Origin of the sequence: Paenibacillus sp. FSL H8-0175, from assembly GCF_045040615.1 — a bacterium.
GTDB classification, from domain to species: domain Bacteria; phylum Bacillota; class Bacilli; order Paenibacillales; family Paenibacillaceae; genus Paenibacillus_AQ; species Paenibacillus_AQ odorifer.
Genome location: NZ_CP150299.1, coordinates 5,801,239 through 5,816,376, shown reverse-complemented (window position 1 = coordinate 5,816,376; position 15,138 = coordinate 5,801,239). Strand labels below are relative to the sequence as shown.

The 15,138-nt window shown below is 45.8% G+C and carries 12 protein-coding genes and 1 tRNA gene; 10 read left to right on the top strand and 3 right to left on the bottom strand.

Features of this window, described 5'->3' with window-relative positions; translation table 11 throughout:
• Nucleotides 1-46: 46 nt before the first annotated feature.
• The gene (locus MHH46_RS25805; protein ID WP_038573080.1) at nt 47-1,990 is read right to left on the bottom strand and encodes a glycosyl hydrolase family 18 protein; all 1,944 of its coding nucleotides are present in this window, start codon (nt 1,988-1,990) and stop codon (nt 47-49) included.
• Nucleotides 1,991-2,529: 539 nt separating this feature from the next.
• Between MHH46_RS25805 and MHH46_RS25800 the strand changes: the two genes are divergently transcribed.
• From MHH46_RS25800 to MHH46_RS25785, 4 genes are all read left to right on the top strand, one after another.
• A complete protein-coding gene (locus tag MHH46_RS25800) occupies nt 2,530-3,027 on the top strand; it encodes an NfeD family protein (RefSeq protein ID WP_405132534.1) in 498 nt (165 codons plus the stop codon).
• Nucleotides 3,027-3,962, top strand: coding sequence for an SPFH domain-containing protein (locus MHH46_RS25795; RefSeq protein ID WP_076129203.1), 936 nt, complete (start codon nt 3,027-3,029; stop codon nt 3,960-3,962). The genes MHH46_RS25800 and MHH46_RS25795 overlap by 1 nt, the downstream gene beginning before the upstream one ends.
• 102 nt (nt 3,963-4,064) lie before the next feature.
• Nucleotides 4,065-4,520 (top strand): cupin domain-containing protein, encoded by a 456-nt coding sequence (locus MHH46_RS25790; RefSeq protein WP_036686965.1) that lies wholly within the window; start codon nt 4,065-4,067, stop codon nt 4,518-4,520.
• Between the two features lie 155 nt (nt 4,521-4,675).
• Nucleotides 4,676-5,512 (top strand): aldo/keto reductase, encoded by an 837-nt coding sequence (locus tag MHH46_RS25785; protein WP_076146344.1) that lies wholly within the window; start codon nt 4,676-4,678, stop codon nt 5,510-5,512.
• A gap of 113 nt (nt 5,513-5,625) precedes the next feature.
• Here MHH46_RS25785 and asnB read toward each other — a convergent pair whose 3' ends face one another.
• Complete coding sequence (gene asnB, locus MHH46_RS25780; protein WP_076129204.1) at nt 5,626-7,470, bottom strand: asparagine synthase (glutamine-hydrolyzing); 1,845 nt, start codon at nt 7,468-7,470, stop codon at nt 5,626-5,628.
• Between the two features lie 144 nt (nt 7,471-7,614).
• On the opposite strand from asnB, the gene MHH46_RS25775 reads away from it, so the two are divergent.
• Entirely contained in the window at nt 7,615-7,971 is a 357-nt protein-coding gene (locus tag MHH46_RS25775; protein ID WP_036686975.1) for a hypothetical protein, read from the top strand.
• Between the two features lie 209 nt (nt 7,972-8,180).
• Nucleotides 8,181-8,254, top strand: a tRNA-Arg gene (locus MHH46_RS25770).
• A 1,786-nt stretch (nt 8,255-10,040) separates the two neighbouring features.
• On the opposite strand, the gene MHH46_RS25765 is transcribed toward MHH46_RS25770, so the two are convergent.
• Nucleotides 10,041-10,949 carry a serine hydrolase gene (locus MHH46_RS25765; RefSeq protein WP_076195219.1) on the bottom strand — a complete coding sequence of 303 codons (909 nt, stop codon included), beginning with the start codon at nt 10,947-10,949 and terminating at the stop codon, nt 10,041-10,043.
• A gap of 444 nt (nt 10,950-11,393) precedes the next feature.
• On the opposite strand from MHH46_RS25765, the gene MHH46_RS25760 reads away from it, so the two are divergent.
• The 4 genes from MHH46_RS25760 (at nt 11,394) to MHH46_RS25745 (ending at nt 15,084) form a co-directional block, all read left to right on the top strand.
• Complete coding sequence (locus MHH46_RS25760; protein WP_076142395.1) at nt 11,394-12,407, top strand: LacI family DNA-binding transcriptional regulator; 1,014 nt, start codon at nt 11,394-11,396, stop codon at nt 12,405-12,407.
• 24 nt (nt 12,408-12,431) lie between these two features.
• The gene (locus tag MHH46_RS25755; RefSeq protein WP_076195222.1) at nt 12,432-13,181 is read left to right on the top strand and encodes an alpha/beta hydrolase family protein; all 750 of its coding nucleotides are present in this window, start codon (nt 12,432-12,434) and stop codon (nt 13,179-13,181) included.
• A 62-nt stretch (nt 13,182-13,243) separates the two neighbouring features.
• The gene (locus MHH46_RS25750; protein ID WP_036687012.1) at nt 13,244-14,167 is read left to right on the top strand and encodes a sugar ABC transporter permease; all 924 of its coding nucleotides are present in this window, start codon (nt 13,244-13,246) and stop codon (nt 14,165-14,167) included.
• 17 nt (nt 14,168-14,184) lie between these two features.
• On the top strand, nt 14,185-15,084 hold the full coding sequence (locus tag MHH46_RS25745) for a carbohydrate ABC transporter permease (RefSeq protein WP_036686985.1): 900 nt from the start codon (nt 14,185-14,187) through the stop codon (nt 15,082-15,084).
• Nucleotides 15,085-15,138: the final 54 nt, after the last annotated feature.

The window sequence follows — 15,138 nt, the reverse complement described above, 5'->3', positions numbered from 1 at the left end:
CAAAGGGGGATAATGTTATTTCAGGAACGATACTTCCAGCAAGTCTTTAATTGAGCTTCCATAGCGCAGGTGTGGTGGCTGGCTCCCAGCCCTGAAGTGAAGTGTGGGGCTGCAAGCAGGTATATGTTTTTCCGTTATAAGCGACGACATCATCTGTTTTGTACGCAACGCCTGTTCCCCAGCTAGACCCTTCCGAAGTAGGCGTAGCGGTAGGTAAAGGAGTTTGTGTAGGTGCAACGGTTGCAGTTGGCGTTGGCGCTAAAGTAGGCGTAGGTGCAACGGTTGCGGTAGGCGTTGGTGCTACCGTAGGTGTTAAAGTTGGGGCCACAGTTGCAGTTGGTGTCGCTGTTCCGCATACGCTGATGAATTTCCAGACCCCATCAGTTCCGCTAAGATCAGGACGATCCCCTTGCGTCCACCATTTGGCTTCATAGACTGAGCCATTGTAGGAGACACGCTGTCCGCCAGTGTATACGGTTGTTGCACCCCAGGTCGCTGCAGAACATTGTCCCGGTGTAGGCGTTGGGGTTGGCGTCACGGTTGCAGTTGGCGTTGGTGTTGCAGTTGGAGTTGCAGTAGGTGTAGCGGTTGCAGTTGGTGTTGGTGATGTGGATGGTGTCGGTGTCGGCTGCACCACTCCGCCACCAAGATCGGCGTTTAGTTTATTGGTTAGTGTTTTGTTCCGGTCACCACTTGTTTCCCAGAACATAGCACCTGCAAGACCCTTGGACTTCAGGTAGCTGATCTTGTGGCCAAAGGATTCTACGTCGTCATAGCTGATAAAGGTTTGATTTGTTGGATTATAGAGATAAGGCACTTTGGATGTATCATTCCAATAGCGGATATAACCGTTTTTGTTGATATAATTGGCTTCGAGATCATAGAAATCATAGCTGCCTTTTTCCCATGTACCCGTTGGTGAGATGCCAGCGGACACCTGATATTGGCCGTTTCCTGAAGCAGGAGCTCCGCCCCAACCACGACCGTAAAAAGCCATGCCAAGTACAAGCTTGTTCGCAGGTACACCATTCGCAAGATAGGAGGTTACCGCTTTATCGATGTTAAAATTTTGCGGTTCGGTTAAGCCCGAAGCGGAAGCTGCGGGATCATAGTACAACGGAGCATTGTGTCCGGTGGTGGTGTTCCAGCTCCCATTAAAGTCATAGGTCATAATATTGATCCAGTCGACAACGGAAGCAATGCCGGCCAGATTATTATTGTTGATATACGTTGGGCCTGCCCCGGAAGCAATGGTCAGCAGATAGGTTTTTCCATCCGCCGCGCCGGCTGTATTCAGCTTTTCGCGAACTTTTTGCAGCAGCAGTACATAGTTTTCTTTATCTTCAGAACGGTAGCTATTGCCTGCGAGTCCACCACTTACTGGATATTCCCAGTCGAGATCCACGCCGTCCATCTTGTATTTTCGAATAAAATCAACCGCGGAATTGGCAAAAACCTCACGGGTCGCAGCTGTCGCAGCTACATCCGAGAAACGGTTCGACCAGGTCCAGCCCCCAACGGAGATTAGGGTCTTCAGGTTAGGGTTCTTTTCCTTCAGCTTCCATAGCTGCTTCAGGTTACCTTTGATGGGATCATCCCATTTGTCATCCCCGAAGCTTTTTCCAGTGTCAATCCACGGGTCACCAAGAACAATCGTACCGTTCGGAACGCTGATGGCTTGGCCTTGCTCATTCTGGCAAGACCAGGTCACCGGATTAGGTCCGGTGGGGTCGGGATTGCCATGGATGCCATTCCAACAAATATCCGCAAAAGCGTAGTTAATGACATTCATTTTGGTAGGATCGATATCAGTTACATTGTAAGCACGCCCGTAAGCGGCCCATGAAGCGTAATAACCAACCAGTTTGTAATCCTGTGCGGCGTTGGCTGTTTTGGGACTGCCGCCCAGGGTGGAAAAGAGTGTCAGAACAAGCGCGGCGATCATCGCAATTGCAAAGGTTTTGCGTGAAGCTTTTTTCGTGAAGATCATTGAATTTCTACCTCCTAGATTCAAAGTGTAGTTCGAAATTCTTTTCGGCAAGATGTCCTGACCTTCACCTCCCGTCGGTTGTAGTGCACCATCACCCTTGGCGTTTCTATCATTCTATTGAAGATCAATTCGTAGATTCAGCAGCAAAAAAGCAGCGGTCCAAATCAAGCCTTACCCAATCAGTAAGCGCTTTCTTTTATGCTTTTTGTGTGCTGCTGTTTCATGGATTTTTAAAGATGTAACATGCTGTGTATGGTTTGAATGAATAGAGGAGGATGTTTGGAAGTTGGATAATTAGGATGAATTAGATATAAATGGGTGATGGTAACTCTTATTCTCAAGCATAGCTTGCAATTGCGCTAGGGATAAAATCAGGTGATATAGGGGGACAATTTTCTAATTTATAGTGACTCTTCAAAAAGTGAACCCTTTTGGATTTGTATACTCGCCTTTTATCAAGAAACTCATGAAGAAACACATAACCACCGATGTAATGAATATAAATCATATACATGCCTGAAATATTTTTTTATGGAACTATGCAACGCATCGTTGTTTCTTTTCGTTATAGTAGTATCATACGGAAGGTGGTGGGCTCACCGATGGTTGTGTGGGTGTTTTGGCTGATCGCAGCCGGTGTCCTGTTTGTTGTTGAGATGATGACGCTTACTTTTTATTTATTGTGGCTTAGTATTGGTGCTTTGGCCGCAGGTTTGGTGTCGCTGATTGTTCCCGAAGCCATTTTGTTTCAGGTGGTCCTTGGATCACTGGTCGCACTTGGTCTGACTATATTCTCGAAACCACTGGTTTCTAGATTTCGCCATTCACGTGGGTTCAAGGATACAGGTACAGAAATCATCGGTAGGCAAGGAGTAGTTGTTGAGCCGATAGAGCAGGGACGTTACGGGCAAGTGAAGGTAGGCGGAGATACGTGGAGCGCGAGCTCTGATCAGAATCTGGGCAAGGATGAGGTTGTAAGAGTAGTGAAAAGAGGCACGACGATTATCGAAGTAGAACGATGGGGGGAAATGAACTAATGCAATGGGCAATTATCGCAATTATTATTGTAGTGGTCGTAGTTTTTGTGGCATTAACAGTCAAAATCGTACCACAGCAACGGGTAGGCGTAGTGGAAAGGCTCGGTAAATTTAATCGTCTGCTGACACCGGGGTTGAACATTCTGATTCCTGTAATTGATCAGGTGCGCACGTACCATGATTTACGGATTCAACAAGCGAATGTACCTCCGCAAACGGTAATTACAAAGGATAACGTGCAGGTGCAGATTGATACGATTATTTTCTACCAGGTGGTTGGACCAGAGGAAGCTACTTATGGTATTTCTGATTATGTGTATGGGGTAAGAAACATTTCGACGGCAACAATGCGGCAAATCATCGGTAAGCTGGAATTGGATGAGACCTTGTCTGGACGGGAAAAGATTTCGACGGATATCCGTCTTGCTCTCGATGAAGCTACTGAGAAGTGGGGCGTACGGATCGAGCGTGTGGAAGTTATCGATATCAAACCGCCGTTGGATATTCAGGAAGCGATGGATAAGCAGATGAAAGCAGAGCGGAGCAAACGTGCCATTGTTTTGGAGGCGGAAGCTGCCAAGCAGGATATGATCCTACGCGCTGAAGGGGATAAACAGAGCAAGATTCTAAAAGCAGAAGGCGATAAAGAAGCGCGTATCCGTCAAGCAGAGGGTTCACGCCAGGCGCAGGAGCTGGAAGCACACGGTGAGGCTAAAGCGATTCAAGCCGTGGCAGAAGCAGAAAAATCACGCATTGAGCTGATTCGTTCGGCAGGTCTGGATGAGCACGTTCTGGCTTATCGTTCCTTCGAGGCTCTGGCTGAGATTGCCAAAGGTCCTGCTAATAAAGTGTTCTTGCCAACTAGCGCTGTTGAAACACTGGGAAGTCTTGGAGCGATTGCGGAAGTCTTCAAAGCGAGCAAGGACAGTAAATAGATTTTACAATTCGAGCTTATTCCGTTAAAGTAAAAAGCAAAAACAACCTTATGCATATGAAGCTATTGTTGTTCATGCTAACTTTGAAGGAGAGAAGCTACTGTGACGCAAAAAGAAATTTCACCGCTAGTTGAACTGCTTGGATTACAGCCTCACGTTGAGGGTGGTTGGTACAAAAGACTTTGGAATTCGGAATTTGAAATTTCGCAGGAAGTGTTAGGCGATAGCTATTCTGGATCACGTCATTCGGCATCTTCAATTTATTTTTTACTTCACGAAGGCGAACAATCTGATTGGCATACTGTATTGTCCGATGAAGTTTGGTTGTGGCATTCCGGTAGTCCAATCGTGCTAAGTCTCGGAGGTAATGGAGATAAGCCTGAGGATGTGCAGGAAGTTATTCTGGGTCTCGATATTGCTGCAGGCCAGCAGCCACAAGTGGTTGTTCCAGCGGGAGTATGGCAGGCCGCGCGCTCGTTAGGCAAAGAACCGACGCTGGTATCCTGTATTGTTTCTCCTGAATTCCATTTTGATGATTTCAAACTAATTGAGAAATAAAGAAGAGCGGGGGCGCTTACGCCTCCGTTTTTTTATAAGGATTTGGGGAATGATGAAGCCATCTGCTATACTTTTTATGGTAGCGTTTGCTTCTTAAGTGGATAAATAGGTTAAGTATGTTTAACGAAATAACAATAAGCTTGGAGGGTTAAGCGATGAGTGAATTGAATGCACCGTTCTCGGGTGGTCCTACTTTAAATGACGGGGTGACCATGCCGTGGCTGGGTCTTGGCGTGTATAAGACTAAAGATGGCGAAGAGGTTATTCATGCGGTCAAAACCGCAGTGGAATTAGGATATCGCAGTATTGATACGGCAGCCGGATACAATAACGAAGAAGGCGTAGGACAAGCTATTCGTGATTGTGGAGTGGCCCGGGATGAGTTGTTTATTACAACTAAAGTACGGAATCCTGATCAAGGTTATGAATCTACGCTAAAAGCGTTCGAGGATAGCCGGCGCAAGCTGGGTCTGGACTATCTAGATCTGTATCTCATACACTGGCCGGTGGCAGGGAAATATCGTGAGACATGGAAGGCCTTAATTCATCTGCAAAAAGAAGGCCTCATCAAATCTATCGGCGTGAGCAATTTTCAGGTTCATCATCTGAAAGATATCATCGAGGATACCGGAGTGGTGCCTGTGGTGAATCAGGTGGAATTCCATCCGCTCTTGACTCAGCGCGAGCTGCTGAAATATGCCAATGAACAGGGCATTCAGCTTGAAGCATGGAGTCCATTAATGCAGGGGAATCTTGATCTACCGCTCTTAAACGAGTTGGCTGAGAAGTATGGCAAGACCCCTGCTCAAATTGTACTTCGCTGGGATTTGCAGCAAGGTGTCATTACGATACCTAAATCCGTACATGCGGATCGAATCAAGGAGAATGCGGGATTCTTTGACTTTACGCTTAGTGACGAGGATGTCAAAGCTATCGAGGGCTTGAACAAAGACCATCGATTTGGCCCGGACCCGGACAACTTTAACTTTTAAAGATCGCTCAGATAAGATCGTAGAGTAATCCTTGCAAATACAAGCCAAACAGCAAGCCACCGGATACGGGGACTTGCTGTTTGGCTTGTCGATTACCTCAGTTATCTACGTGTTTATTGGATGGAGACGTTATATTTACGCAGCCAGAGATCCACTTGGGCGAGGTAAGCAAACAGCTGAGGACCGGACATGAGCTGGCCGAACCAAGGCAGATTGGTTGAGGATTCCGGGGAAGCGGCGATCTCACGGATTTTGGCAGCATCAATTAGCGGAAGTAGGGGGGAAGTGGAGTCATCCAGAATGTTTAATACCTGAGTTCGTACCGCATTTAAATAGGCAGGATTATGAGTTTTGGGGTAAGGGCTTTTTTTGCGGTAGAGCACATCGTCTGGAAGAATGCCTTCAAGAGATTTACGTAAAATCCCTTTTTCACGGCCCCCCAGATTCTTGATTTCCCACGGAATATTAAATACATATTGAACGAGTCGGTGATCACAATATGGAACACGTACCTCTAGCCCTGCGCCCATGCTCATTCGGTCTTTACGGTCTAGCAGAGTAGGCATGAAGCGGGTGATATTCAGATAGGACATCACGCGCATTTGTGCTTGTTTTCCTGTTTCTCCATCCAACTTTGGAACTTCAGCCACCGCATCGCTATATCTGTCACCCAAATATTCCAGTGGACGAATCCACTCGTTAATTTCTGGGGAAAGTAGACTTGCACGCATTTTCGGCGCAACTGACCAAGGAAAAGTGCCTGAGGAGAGCATTTCCTCACGGTGGAACCAAGGGTATCCGCCAAAAATCTCATCCGCCGCTTCACCGGAAATAGCTACTGTCGCGTTCTTTTTAATCTCCCGGCAAAATAAGTACAACGAAGAGTCCACATCGGTCATCCCTGGTAAATCCCTAGTGTACAAAGCATTATCCAGCGCTTCTACAAGCTCCGGAGTATCGAACGAGATGTAGTGGTGATTTGTATTCAATTCATCGACCATTCGTTTAATCCAGGGCCCATCTGCTCCCGGCTGGAAAGTATGACTTTTGAAATGTTTGTCGTTATCTACATAGTCTACGGAATAAGTATCCACTTGTCCCTGACCATTCCGGTTGTAGTAATCCACTGCAAGTGCCGTCAGCGCACTGGAATCCAGCCCTCCCGACAAAAGAGAGCAAACAGGGACGTCTGAGACCAGTTGGCGTTCGAGTGTATCTTGGAGCAGTTCACGCACCTTAGCGGCTGTCTCTGCTTCATTGTCAGTATGCTTTGCGCTCTCCAGCTTCCAATAGGCATAACTGCGCAGACCTTCACGGCTATAGATCATAGCATGACCTGGACGAAGCTCTTGCATATCCTTATAAACACCATGACCCGGTGTACGCGCTGGACCGATGATGAAGATTTCTGCGAGACCTTCAGGACCCACGATTGGTTGTACCTTGGGATGCTGCAGCAACGCCTTAGGCTCTGAGCCAAAAACTAGGACGTCATCAACCTTGCTATAGAACAGGGGTTTCACACCTAAACGGTCACGTGCAAAAAAGACTTGATCCCGCAGACCGTCCCATACTGCAAAAGCAAAGATTCCATTGAGCTTCTCTGCGCAATCCGGCCCCCATTCGATATAGGAATGCAGCAGCACTTCTGTATCGCACTGGGTGCGGAATTGATGCCCTCGCTGCTTAAGTTCCTGTTTGAGTTCGAGGGCGTTATATAATTCGCCGTTGTAAACAATCGCGTATACCTGTTCCTCATGGCGGGTGATCATGGGCTGGGCACCGTTCTCCGGATCGATAACGCTAAGTCTGCGGTGACCGAAAGCACAGGGGCCTGAGATCCAGGTTCCGGCTGCATCGGGGCCGCGGTTTGCTAAAGTTTCAGTCATTTTGACCAGCAGCTGCGAGTGCTGAGTGAGATCTCCGCGCCACTGGATAAATCCGGTTATTCCGCACATGATGGTTCATCCTCTCTTTTGTGCGATTGTTGTCCTTACTTTTTTGCCAAGTAATACAGATATATGCCGAAGGAAGGCATAAAATGTATGTCCTTATCCGAACACTAGGGGAGAGGGGAATTTGCCAGGAGGGAAGGATGACAGGTGTATTATATTAAAGACGCCAAAATTCGCAGAATGATGGAGTACGATGGTGCGCCTTGTGCAGAAGTGGGTGTTTTGCCGGGTGCTGTTAGTGATCCTGCGCTTTTGGTGTATATCGTTGAGGATCGGCGTGAAGAAGGATATGAGATTGTCCGTATTCTGACTAATGATGCTGATACCTCCACCGATTGGTTTGATAACAATATGCATGACGCTTTTCAAGATGTGACCTCGAGTGCATTTACAGGCAGTAACTTCATGTCGCCAGAAGATGAGCATTCCAAGTTTCAACGAGAATTACTCACTTTTGGGGATTTAAAAAAGCAGCTGGAGAAGCGTTTTCGAAAGCTGGAGTAAATATCGAAGGTTTGTAAAACGCACACTGGAATGGCTGAAAAGGGCGGCAGAAATGCCGTTTTTTTCATTTCCTGTGGTTACGCTGATGTGTGAAAAAGCTGCACCGGAAACACTTTTATTATTTTTCTAAGTTGTTTTGACTTGAAAAATCCGCTGAATAAGGTATAATAAATATCGTTGCGTCAATACATAGTATTTATTTCTTATATGTCCCGGTAGCTCAGCTGGATAGAGCATGCGCCTTCTAAGCGCACGGTCAGGGGTTCGAATCCCTTCCGGGACGTCAATTAACAGCCTTCCTTCGGGAAGGCTGTTTTTGCGTGCGCGAGTTTTAGTTCGAGGTCACACACGGGGTGCTTTGTCTTCCTTCTTGATCTAAACGTCGAAATTCGATTCACCGTTGAACATCAAACTTCGAGCCTCTAGACCACATTTACACCTACGCAGCAGCTATCGGACCCAGAGGACCTTAAATGCTGAAAAGTGCGGGATTTGCGATGTTATCGGACTCCATCGTCGCTATTGGTGCCAAACGTGCCCCAAATGAGCCACTTTCTCAGGAATAGCTGCGCTGGAGTCCAAAACGTTGCTCAAAAGGCGATAAAAGAGTAAATAACGTCATCTGAGTCCGCAAGCCTCCTCAGTCTAAGTATTGCTGGTTACTTGGTGGGTTGAGCTATTTGTAGGCGGTGGGGACTTACGGTTTGAGCATTTATTGGTGTAAACGCTTGGGCGTGTTTAGTTACTTATCATCGTTGAACATCAAACTTCCATCATCTAGCCCACATTTGCACATACGCAGCAGCTATCGGACCCAGAGGACCTTAAATGCTGAAAAGTGCGGGATTTGCGATGTTATCGGACTCCATCGTCGCTATTGGTGCCAAACGTGCCCCAAATGAGCCACTTTCTCAGGAATAGCTGCGCTGGAGTCCAAAACGTTGCTCAAAAGGCGATAAAAGAGTAAATAACGTCATCTGAGTCCGCAAGCCTCCTCAGTCTAAGTATTGCTGGTTACTTGGTGGGTTGAGCTATTTGTAGGCGGTGGGGACTTACGGTTTGAGCATTTATTGGTGTGAACGCTTGGGCGTGTTTAGTTACTTATCATCGTTGAACATCAAACTTCCATCATCTAGCCCACATTTGCACATACGCAGCAGCTATCGGACCCAGATGACCTTAAATGCTGAAAAGCGCCACATTTGCGATGTCATCGGACTCCATCGGCACTATTGATGCCAAACGTACCTCAAATGAGCTACTTTTTCAGCAATAGCTGCACTGGAGTCCGAAACGTTGCTCAAAAGGTGATAAATGAGTAAATAACGTCACCTGAGTCCGCGTGCCTCCTCAGTCTCAGAAAGTGCTGGTTACTTGGTGTGATGAGTTACTTATTTTGTACATACGCAGCAGCTATCGGACCCAGAGGACCTTAAATGCTGAAAAGTGCGGGATTTGCGATGTCATCGGACTCCATCGTCGCTATTGGTGCCAAACGTGCCCCAAATGAGCCACTTTCTCAGGAATAGCTGCGCTGGAGTCCGAAACGTTTCTCAAAAGGAGATAAATGAGTAAATAACGTCATCTGAGTCCGTGAGCTTCCTCAGTCTAAGTAATGCTGGTTACTTGGTGTTGTGCATCTATTGGTGTTGACTGCATGGCGTGTTTGGCGTTGGGGACTTACGGTTTGAGCATTTATTGGTGTGAACGCTTGGGCGTGTTTAGTTACTTATCATCTGTTGAGTTACTTATATTGTACATACGCAGCAGCTATCGGACCCAGAGGACCTTAAATGCTGAAAAGTGCGGGATTTGCGATGTCATCGGACTCCATCGTCGCTATTGGTGCCAAACGTGCCCCAAATGAGCTACTTTCTCAGGAATAGCTGCGCTGGAGTCCGAAACGTTGCTCAAAAGGCGATAAAAGAGTAAATAACGTCATCTGAGTCCGCAAGCCTCCTCAGCCTCAAACAGCGCTGGTTACTTGGCGGTGTTAAGTACTAATCGCCGAAGAATGTAAATTACCCATTATGCGCACGCTAACCTCAAGCCATAAAAAAAGACCGCTCCTAAAGAAGCGGCCAGATTTCCTCCCAGACGGTATCCAGGATTCCCTGCATGCTATCTTCCATGCTGTTAATTGCAATGACTGCTTGAGCGTCCGGCACCACAAGACAGAATTGTCCATGAGCGCCATCGGCACGGTAAGCGTCGTGGGAGCAGCGCCAGAATTGACAGCCGTATCCTTCTCCCCAGTCGTCGTTTCCATCATTGTCGATCTGTTTTTGTGTAACAAAATCGATCCATGCTGCGGGGATCAGTTGCTGGCCCTGCCACTTTCCTTGCTGTAAAAGCAGCTGTCCAAACCGGCTTAACTCTTCCGTGTTAATCTGAAGTCCGGCACAGCCAAGGGTTACCCCTTGAGGTGTTGTTTCCCAATCGACATTGTTTATGCCCAGAGGTGCAAACAAATGAGGTACCAGATAATCCTTTACGGTTTGCCCGACGCGGGCTTGCACCATTGCAGAGATCATAATGGTATCTCCGCTGCTGTATGTAAATTTCTCTCCGGGAGCTCTGTCTAAAGACAGAGACAAATAATGCTGCACCCAATTTTTATCCTTCAAGGCTAATCTCTCTTCAGCCCAAAATGGAGGGGAGTCGTGCCCTGTACTCATTCGCAGCAAATCGAACAAAGTTATATCTCCGGGCTGCATGGAAGGAGGTGTTTGTTTAAGAGGAGAGGCATACTCCGGAAAAACATCTCTAAGCGTTGTTTCCAGTGTCAGCTTCCCTTCATCAATGGCAAAACCTACTGCCATACAAGTAAAAGACTTGCTGACGGAATGCTGCAAGCGCCGAATATCCTCCGTGAGATCCAGTTTTCCCACAAGGTTTCCGTTTTGAAGCACACGAACATTGAAAATATTCAGGTTTCGTTCACGAGCCTTAGCTGCGAATGGAGCCATGTTCAACATAAAAAGAGTCCTTCTTTCTCTTGATATTCCTAGCTAGGATAGCGAAGTGACAAAAAGAAAAACTAGAAAAAAGAGTGGAAACGTTTTCTGTTATTGCGATAAAAATCGCTAAATTGATGGTATTCCATTCTTATTTTAAAGTCAATAAAGCAAGTGGAACTATTATTTGATATATAAATTACAACTATTTCTAATTTATTGATTTAGTAACTATATACTTATTGTAATTTTAACCAAATAAAAAGTGATGAATCACAATTTTTTTTGTGTTTTTAGTTGACTTATAAAAATTACCTGTTCATAATGGACGAAGTAAGCGGAAAAAACGCGCTAAGGACTCAAAATGATGTCGTGGGAAACGTTTCCCATCATTTCATGCGTTTCCACAACCTGATTTTCATCGGGTGAAGGGGGGACTCATCATAGGAGTGGAGCAAGGTAAATATGAATATCAAAGATATTGCAAGGCTATCAGGCGTGGGTATCGCCACAGTCTCCAGAGTAATCAATAATAGCGGTGTTGTAAGCGATACAACTAGAGCTAAAGTGATGGCGGTTGTTAGAGAACATAACTATATTCCAAACGGTAATGCAAGCAACTTGAAAAAAACGCGATCCAATACCATAGCACTAATGGTAAAAGGGATCTCAAACCCGTTTTTTGCCGACATGATCAAAGAAGTTGAACGCCAGGTGAACCTGCGGGGATGTCCGCTAATGATCCAGCATGTAGAAGATGGAGTAGACGAGATCGATATCGCTCTACAGCTTGTAAAAGAAAAAAATCTATATGGCGTAATTTTTATGGGCGGAACGTATGATCACTCCGAAGATAAATTCAAACAATTAAAAATTCCATTTGTTCTGACTACCATCACGACTACAAAAGAAGTCGATCCTGCTGTTTTTTCAAGCGTGATCATTGATGATCTTCAGGAATCTTATAAGGCTGTCAGCTATTTAATCTCATTAGGACATCGCAATATCTGTTTTTTGGCCAGATTTCCTCTGGTGCAAAATACAACAGGTAATCGGCGGCTTATGGGATATATCAAGGCGCTTGAGGAGCATGGAATTGAGTACGACCCTTCAATGGTAGAGGACTGTGAATATAGTCCAAGCTCTGGCTTTACAGCTACCAAACGTCTGCTCAATAAGAAAAAAGATATCACTGCTGTTTTTGCTGCATCAGATACGATTGCCATTGGGGCGGCTAAGGCGTTATTGTCCTTGGGCTTATCAATTCCAAATGATGTTTCGATTATCGGATTCGACGGGATTGAAATGGCAGAATATTATCATCCATCTCTGGATACGATCAGCCAACCCGGAGTGGATATGGCGAAGGCCAGTGTTGAAATTTTGTTTGACCTGATCACAGGTGATTCGCAAAACAAACATATGGTATTCGAATCCGTACTGGTTAAGCGGGGATCTTGCAAGAAAATAAACAAATGAATAAGAACGAAAAGGAGATAACTCATGGCATTATTAACAGTTGAGACAGGCTCTCCTACCTTGAGAATGACAACGACCATCAGTATTATCTCCCCCGTCGATTCAGGCAACATGTCTGGAGGAACGCTCTACCTGCTGCATGGTGCTGGTGATAACGCCAGTACTTGGCACAGGATGACTACTATTGAGCAGTATGCAAGTCAATATGGTTGTACAGTCATAATGCCCCAAGTAAACAGGAGCTATTATACAGACATGGAGTACGGACTGGATTACTTCCACTATGTGACCCATGAGCTTCCCGAGCTTTGTGGCCGAATGATGAGGTTGGATGATAATCCGCAGAAGACGTATATCGCTGGGTTATCGATGGGCGGGTATGGCGCTCTGAAATGTGGACTTACCTATCCCGAGCGTTACAGCAAAGTGGTTTCGTTATCAGGAGTTACCGATCTCCAGAAACGATTAAACGATCCGCAAATGTCCAAGGACATGGCGAGGGAGATGGCGGGTACTTTTGGAAAACGCTTACAAATTAAGCCGGATCAGGATCTGTACGCTTTAGCCGCTAAATTGGTCGACGATAAACGTAACCTGCCTTCGATTCTGACTTGCTGTGGTTCGGAAGATCCGTTTGTGGAGATGAATCGGGAATTCGCAGCTTACCTGGAGACGACCCCTTATGAATTTCAGTATGTTGAGACCCCTGGAACTCATGAATGGCGATTCTGGGAGGAGCATCTGAAGACAACCTTTGATTTCTTGTACAACTAAAAGACATAAGCAGAGTGAGGAGATGCAAATTGAAATCCGAAGTTGCAATACCGGCTAAAAAAATGAACGACAGCAGATTCCAACTGTTCCTAAGAGAAGTCTGGAAGAACAGAATGGTCTATACTCTGGTGCTTCCTGGACTAGTGTGGCTTTTCCTATTCGCTTATCTGCCGATGGGTGGTCTATCTCTGGCTTTTAAAGATTTTAAAGCGAATTTAGGAATTTGGGGCAGCCCATGGAGCGGATTCGAGAATTTCACCTATGTATTCCGTGACCCAGCTTTTATTGACGCCGTATGGAGAACGTTAACCATTAACATCGGTAAGCTGATTATTCAGTTCCCTTTTCCAATCATATTGGCATTGCTGCTGAATGAACTGCGCATGAATCGTTACAAAAAAGCTTTACAGACGGTGTTTACATTTCCGAACTTCCTGTCATGGATCGTAGTATCCGGGGTTGTTATCAATGTGCTTTCCTATGATGGTCTGGTTAACAGCCTCATTCAAATGTTTGGCGGGACAGGCATTAACTTCCTGGGTTCTGAAAAAATGTTCGTTCCGATGTTGTATCTTACGGATATCTGGAAATCAGCAGGTTGGGGAGCCATTATCTTTATGGCCGCTATCTCTGGTATTGATACAGACCAATATGAATCCGCACAGATTGATGGTGCTACACGCTTGCAGCAAATGTTCCGCATTACTCTGCCTAACATTCTTCCGACGATTACGATTATGTTTATCCTTTCTGTCGGTGGCCTGATGTCATCTGGATTTGACCAAATCTTTAACTTGAGCAACGCTGCAACGAAAAACGTCTCGGAAGTACTAGATGTGTATATCTACCGAATCACGTTCCAGTCCTCAACAGACTTTTCATTCTCCACTGCAGTCAGTTTGTTCCGTTCACTTGTTAATATGATTCTGCTGATTCTGGCAGACAGAGCTGCCAAACTTATGGGCGGAGACGGTTTATTCCGGTAAGAAAGGAGTGCAAATATATGAGTAAAAAAAAGCTGACCATTATGCAAGACCATAAAAAAATGACCGCTATGGATTATGTGATTTTCGTAATTCTGAGTGTAGGCGCTTTGGCCATTCTTATTCCATTCTGGAATGTCATTATGATTTCTTTTTCTACGCAAAAAGAATACGCTGATAACCCTATGATGTTATTTCCGAAGAACCCAACACTGGAATCCTATCGGGCACTCTTTGCTGATGGGCGGATCGGGACAGGGTATTGGAATACCTTTAAGATCTTAATCTTAGGACTCCCGCTTAGCTTGTTCTTAACGACAAGTATGGCTTACGGCCTTAGCCGCAATAAATTCCCGGGTAAAAAGCTCATTTTTATGCTTGTCCTGTTCACAATGATTTTTAATGGCGGGATTGTACCTTTGTACCTGGTGATGAAGGATCTGCATCTGACAGGCAACCTTTGGTCAGTTATTCTGGCTGGAAGCTTCAGTGCGTTTAACCTGATTCTGATGTCGAACTATTTTAGCAGTCTGCCTGAGTCCCTGATGGAATCTGCGCGACTTGATGGTGCTGGGGAATGGAGAATCCTATTCTCTGTAGTCCTGCCATTATCTGCTCCAATCGTAGCTACCATCACATTGTTCTACGGAGTAGCCTTCTGGAATGGATGGTATGACGCCATGATCTTCCTGCGGAAAGCGGATCAGATGCCACTGCAGAACGTGTTGCGATCTATCATTATGGAAGCCCAAGTGAATGCATCGAATGCCACAAGTGTTGACGCAGTGGGTAAGCAATCATTCTCTATGGGTATGAAAATGGCGGCAGTATTCGTTACCATGGTTCCTATTATGTGTTTCTTCCCAATGCTCCAAAAGCACTTTGCCAAAGGGGTACTTACAGGGGCTATCAAGACCTAGTGGTTTATGATTTATCCATATAAAAGAGGGTCAGTCACACAATTTAAGGAGGAC

What these genes read in the sequence shown, in the direction of transcription:
- MHH46_RS25805 (WP_038573080.1), bottom strand. Translation starts at nt 1,990, where the DNA reads ATGATCTTCACGAAAAAAGCTTCACGCAAAACCTTTGCAATTGCGATG.
- MHH46_RS25800 (WP_405132534.1), top strand. Translation starts at nt 2,530, where the DNA reads ATGCAACGCATCGTTGTTTCTTTTCGTTATAGTAGTATCATACGGAAG.
- MHH46_RS25795 (WP_076129203.1), top strand. Translation starts at nt 3,027, where the DNA reads ATGCAATGGGCAATTATCGCAATTATTATTGTAGTGGTCGTAGTTTTT.
- MHH46_RS25785 (WP_076146344.1), top strand. Translation starts at nt 4,676, where the DNA reads ATGAGTGAATTGAATGCACCGTTCTCGGGTGGTCCTACTTTAAATGAC.
- asnB (WP_076129204.1), bottom strand. Translation starts at nt 7,470, where the DNA reads ATGTGCGGAATAACCGGATTTATCCAGTGGCGCGGAGATCTCACTCAG.
- MHH46_RS25765 (WP_076195219.1), bottom strand. Translation starts at nt 10,949, where the DNA reads ATGTTGAACATGGCTCCATTCGCAGCTAAGGCTCGTGAACGAAACCTG.
- MHH46_RS25760 (WP_076142395.1), top strand. Translation starts at nt 11,394, where the DNA reads ATGAATATCAAAGATATTGCAAGGCTATCAGGCGTGGGTATCGCCACA.
- MHH46_RS25755 (WP_076195222.1), top strand. Translation starts at nt 12,432, where the DNA reads ATGGCATTATTAACAGTTGAGACAGGCTCTCCTACCTTGAGAATGACA.
- MHH46_RS25750 (WP_036687012.1), top strand. Translation starts at nt 13,244, where the DNA reads ATGAACGACAGCAGATTCCAACTGTTCCTAAGAGAAGTCTGGAAGAAC.
- MHH46_RS25745 (WP_036686985.1), top strand. Translation starts at nt 14,185, where the DNA reads ATGAGTAAAAAAAAGCTGACCATTATGCAAGACCATAAAAAAATGACC.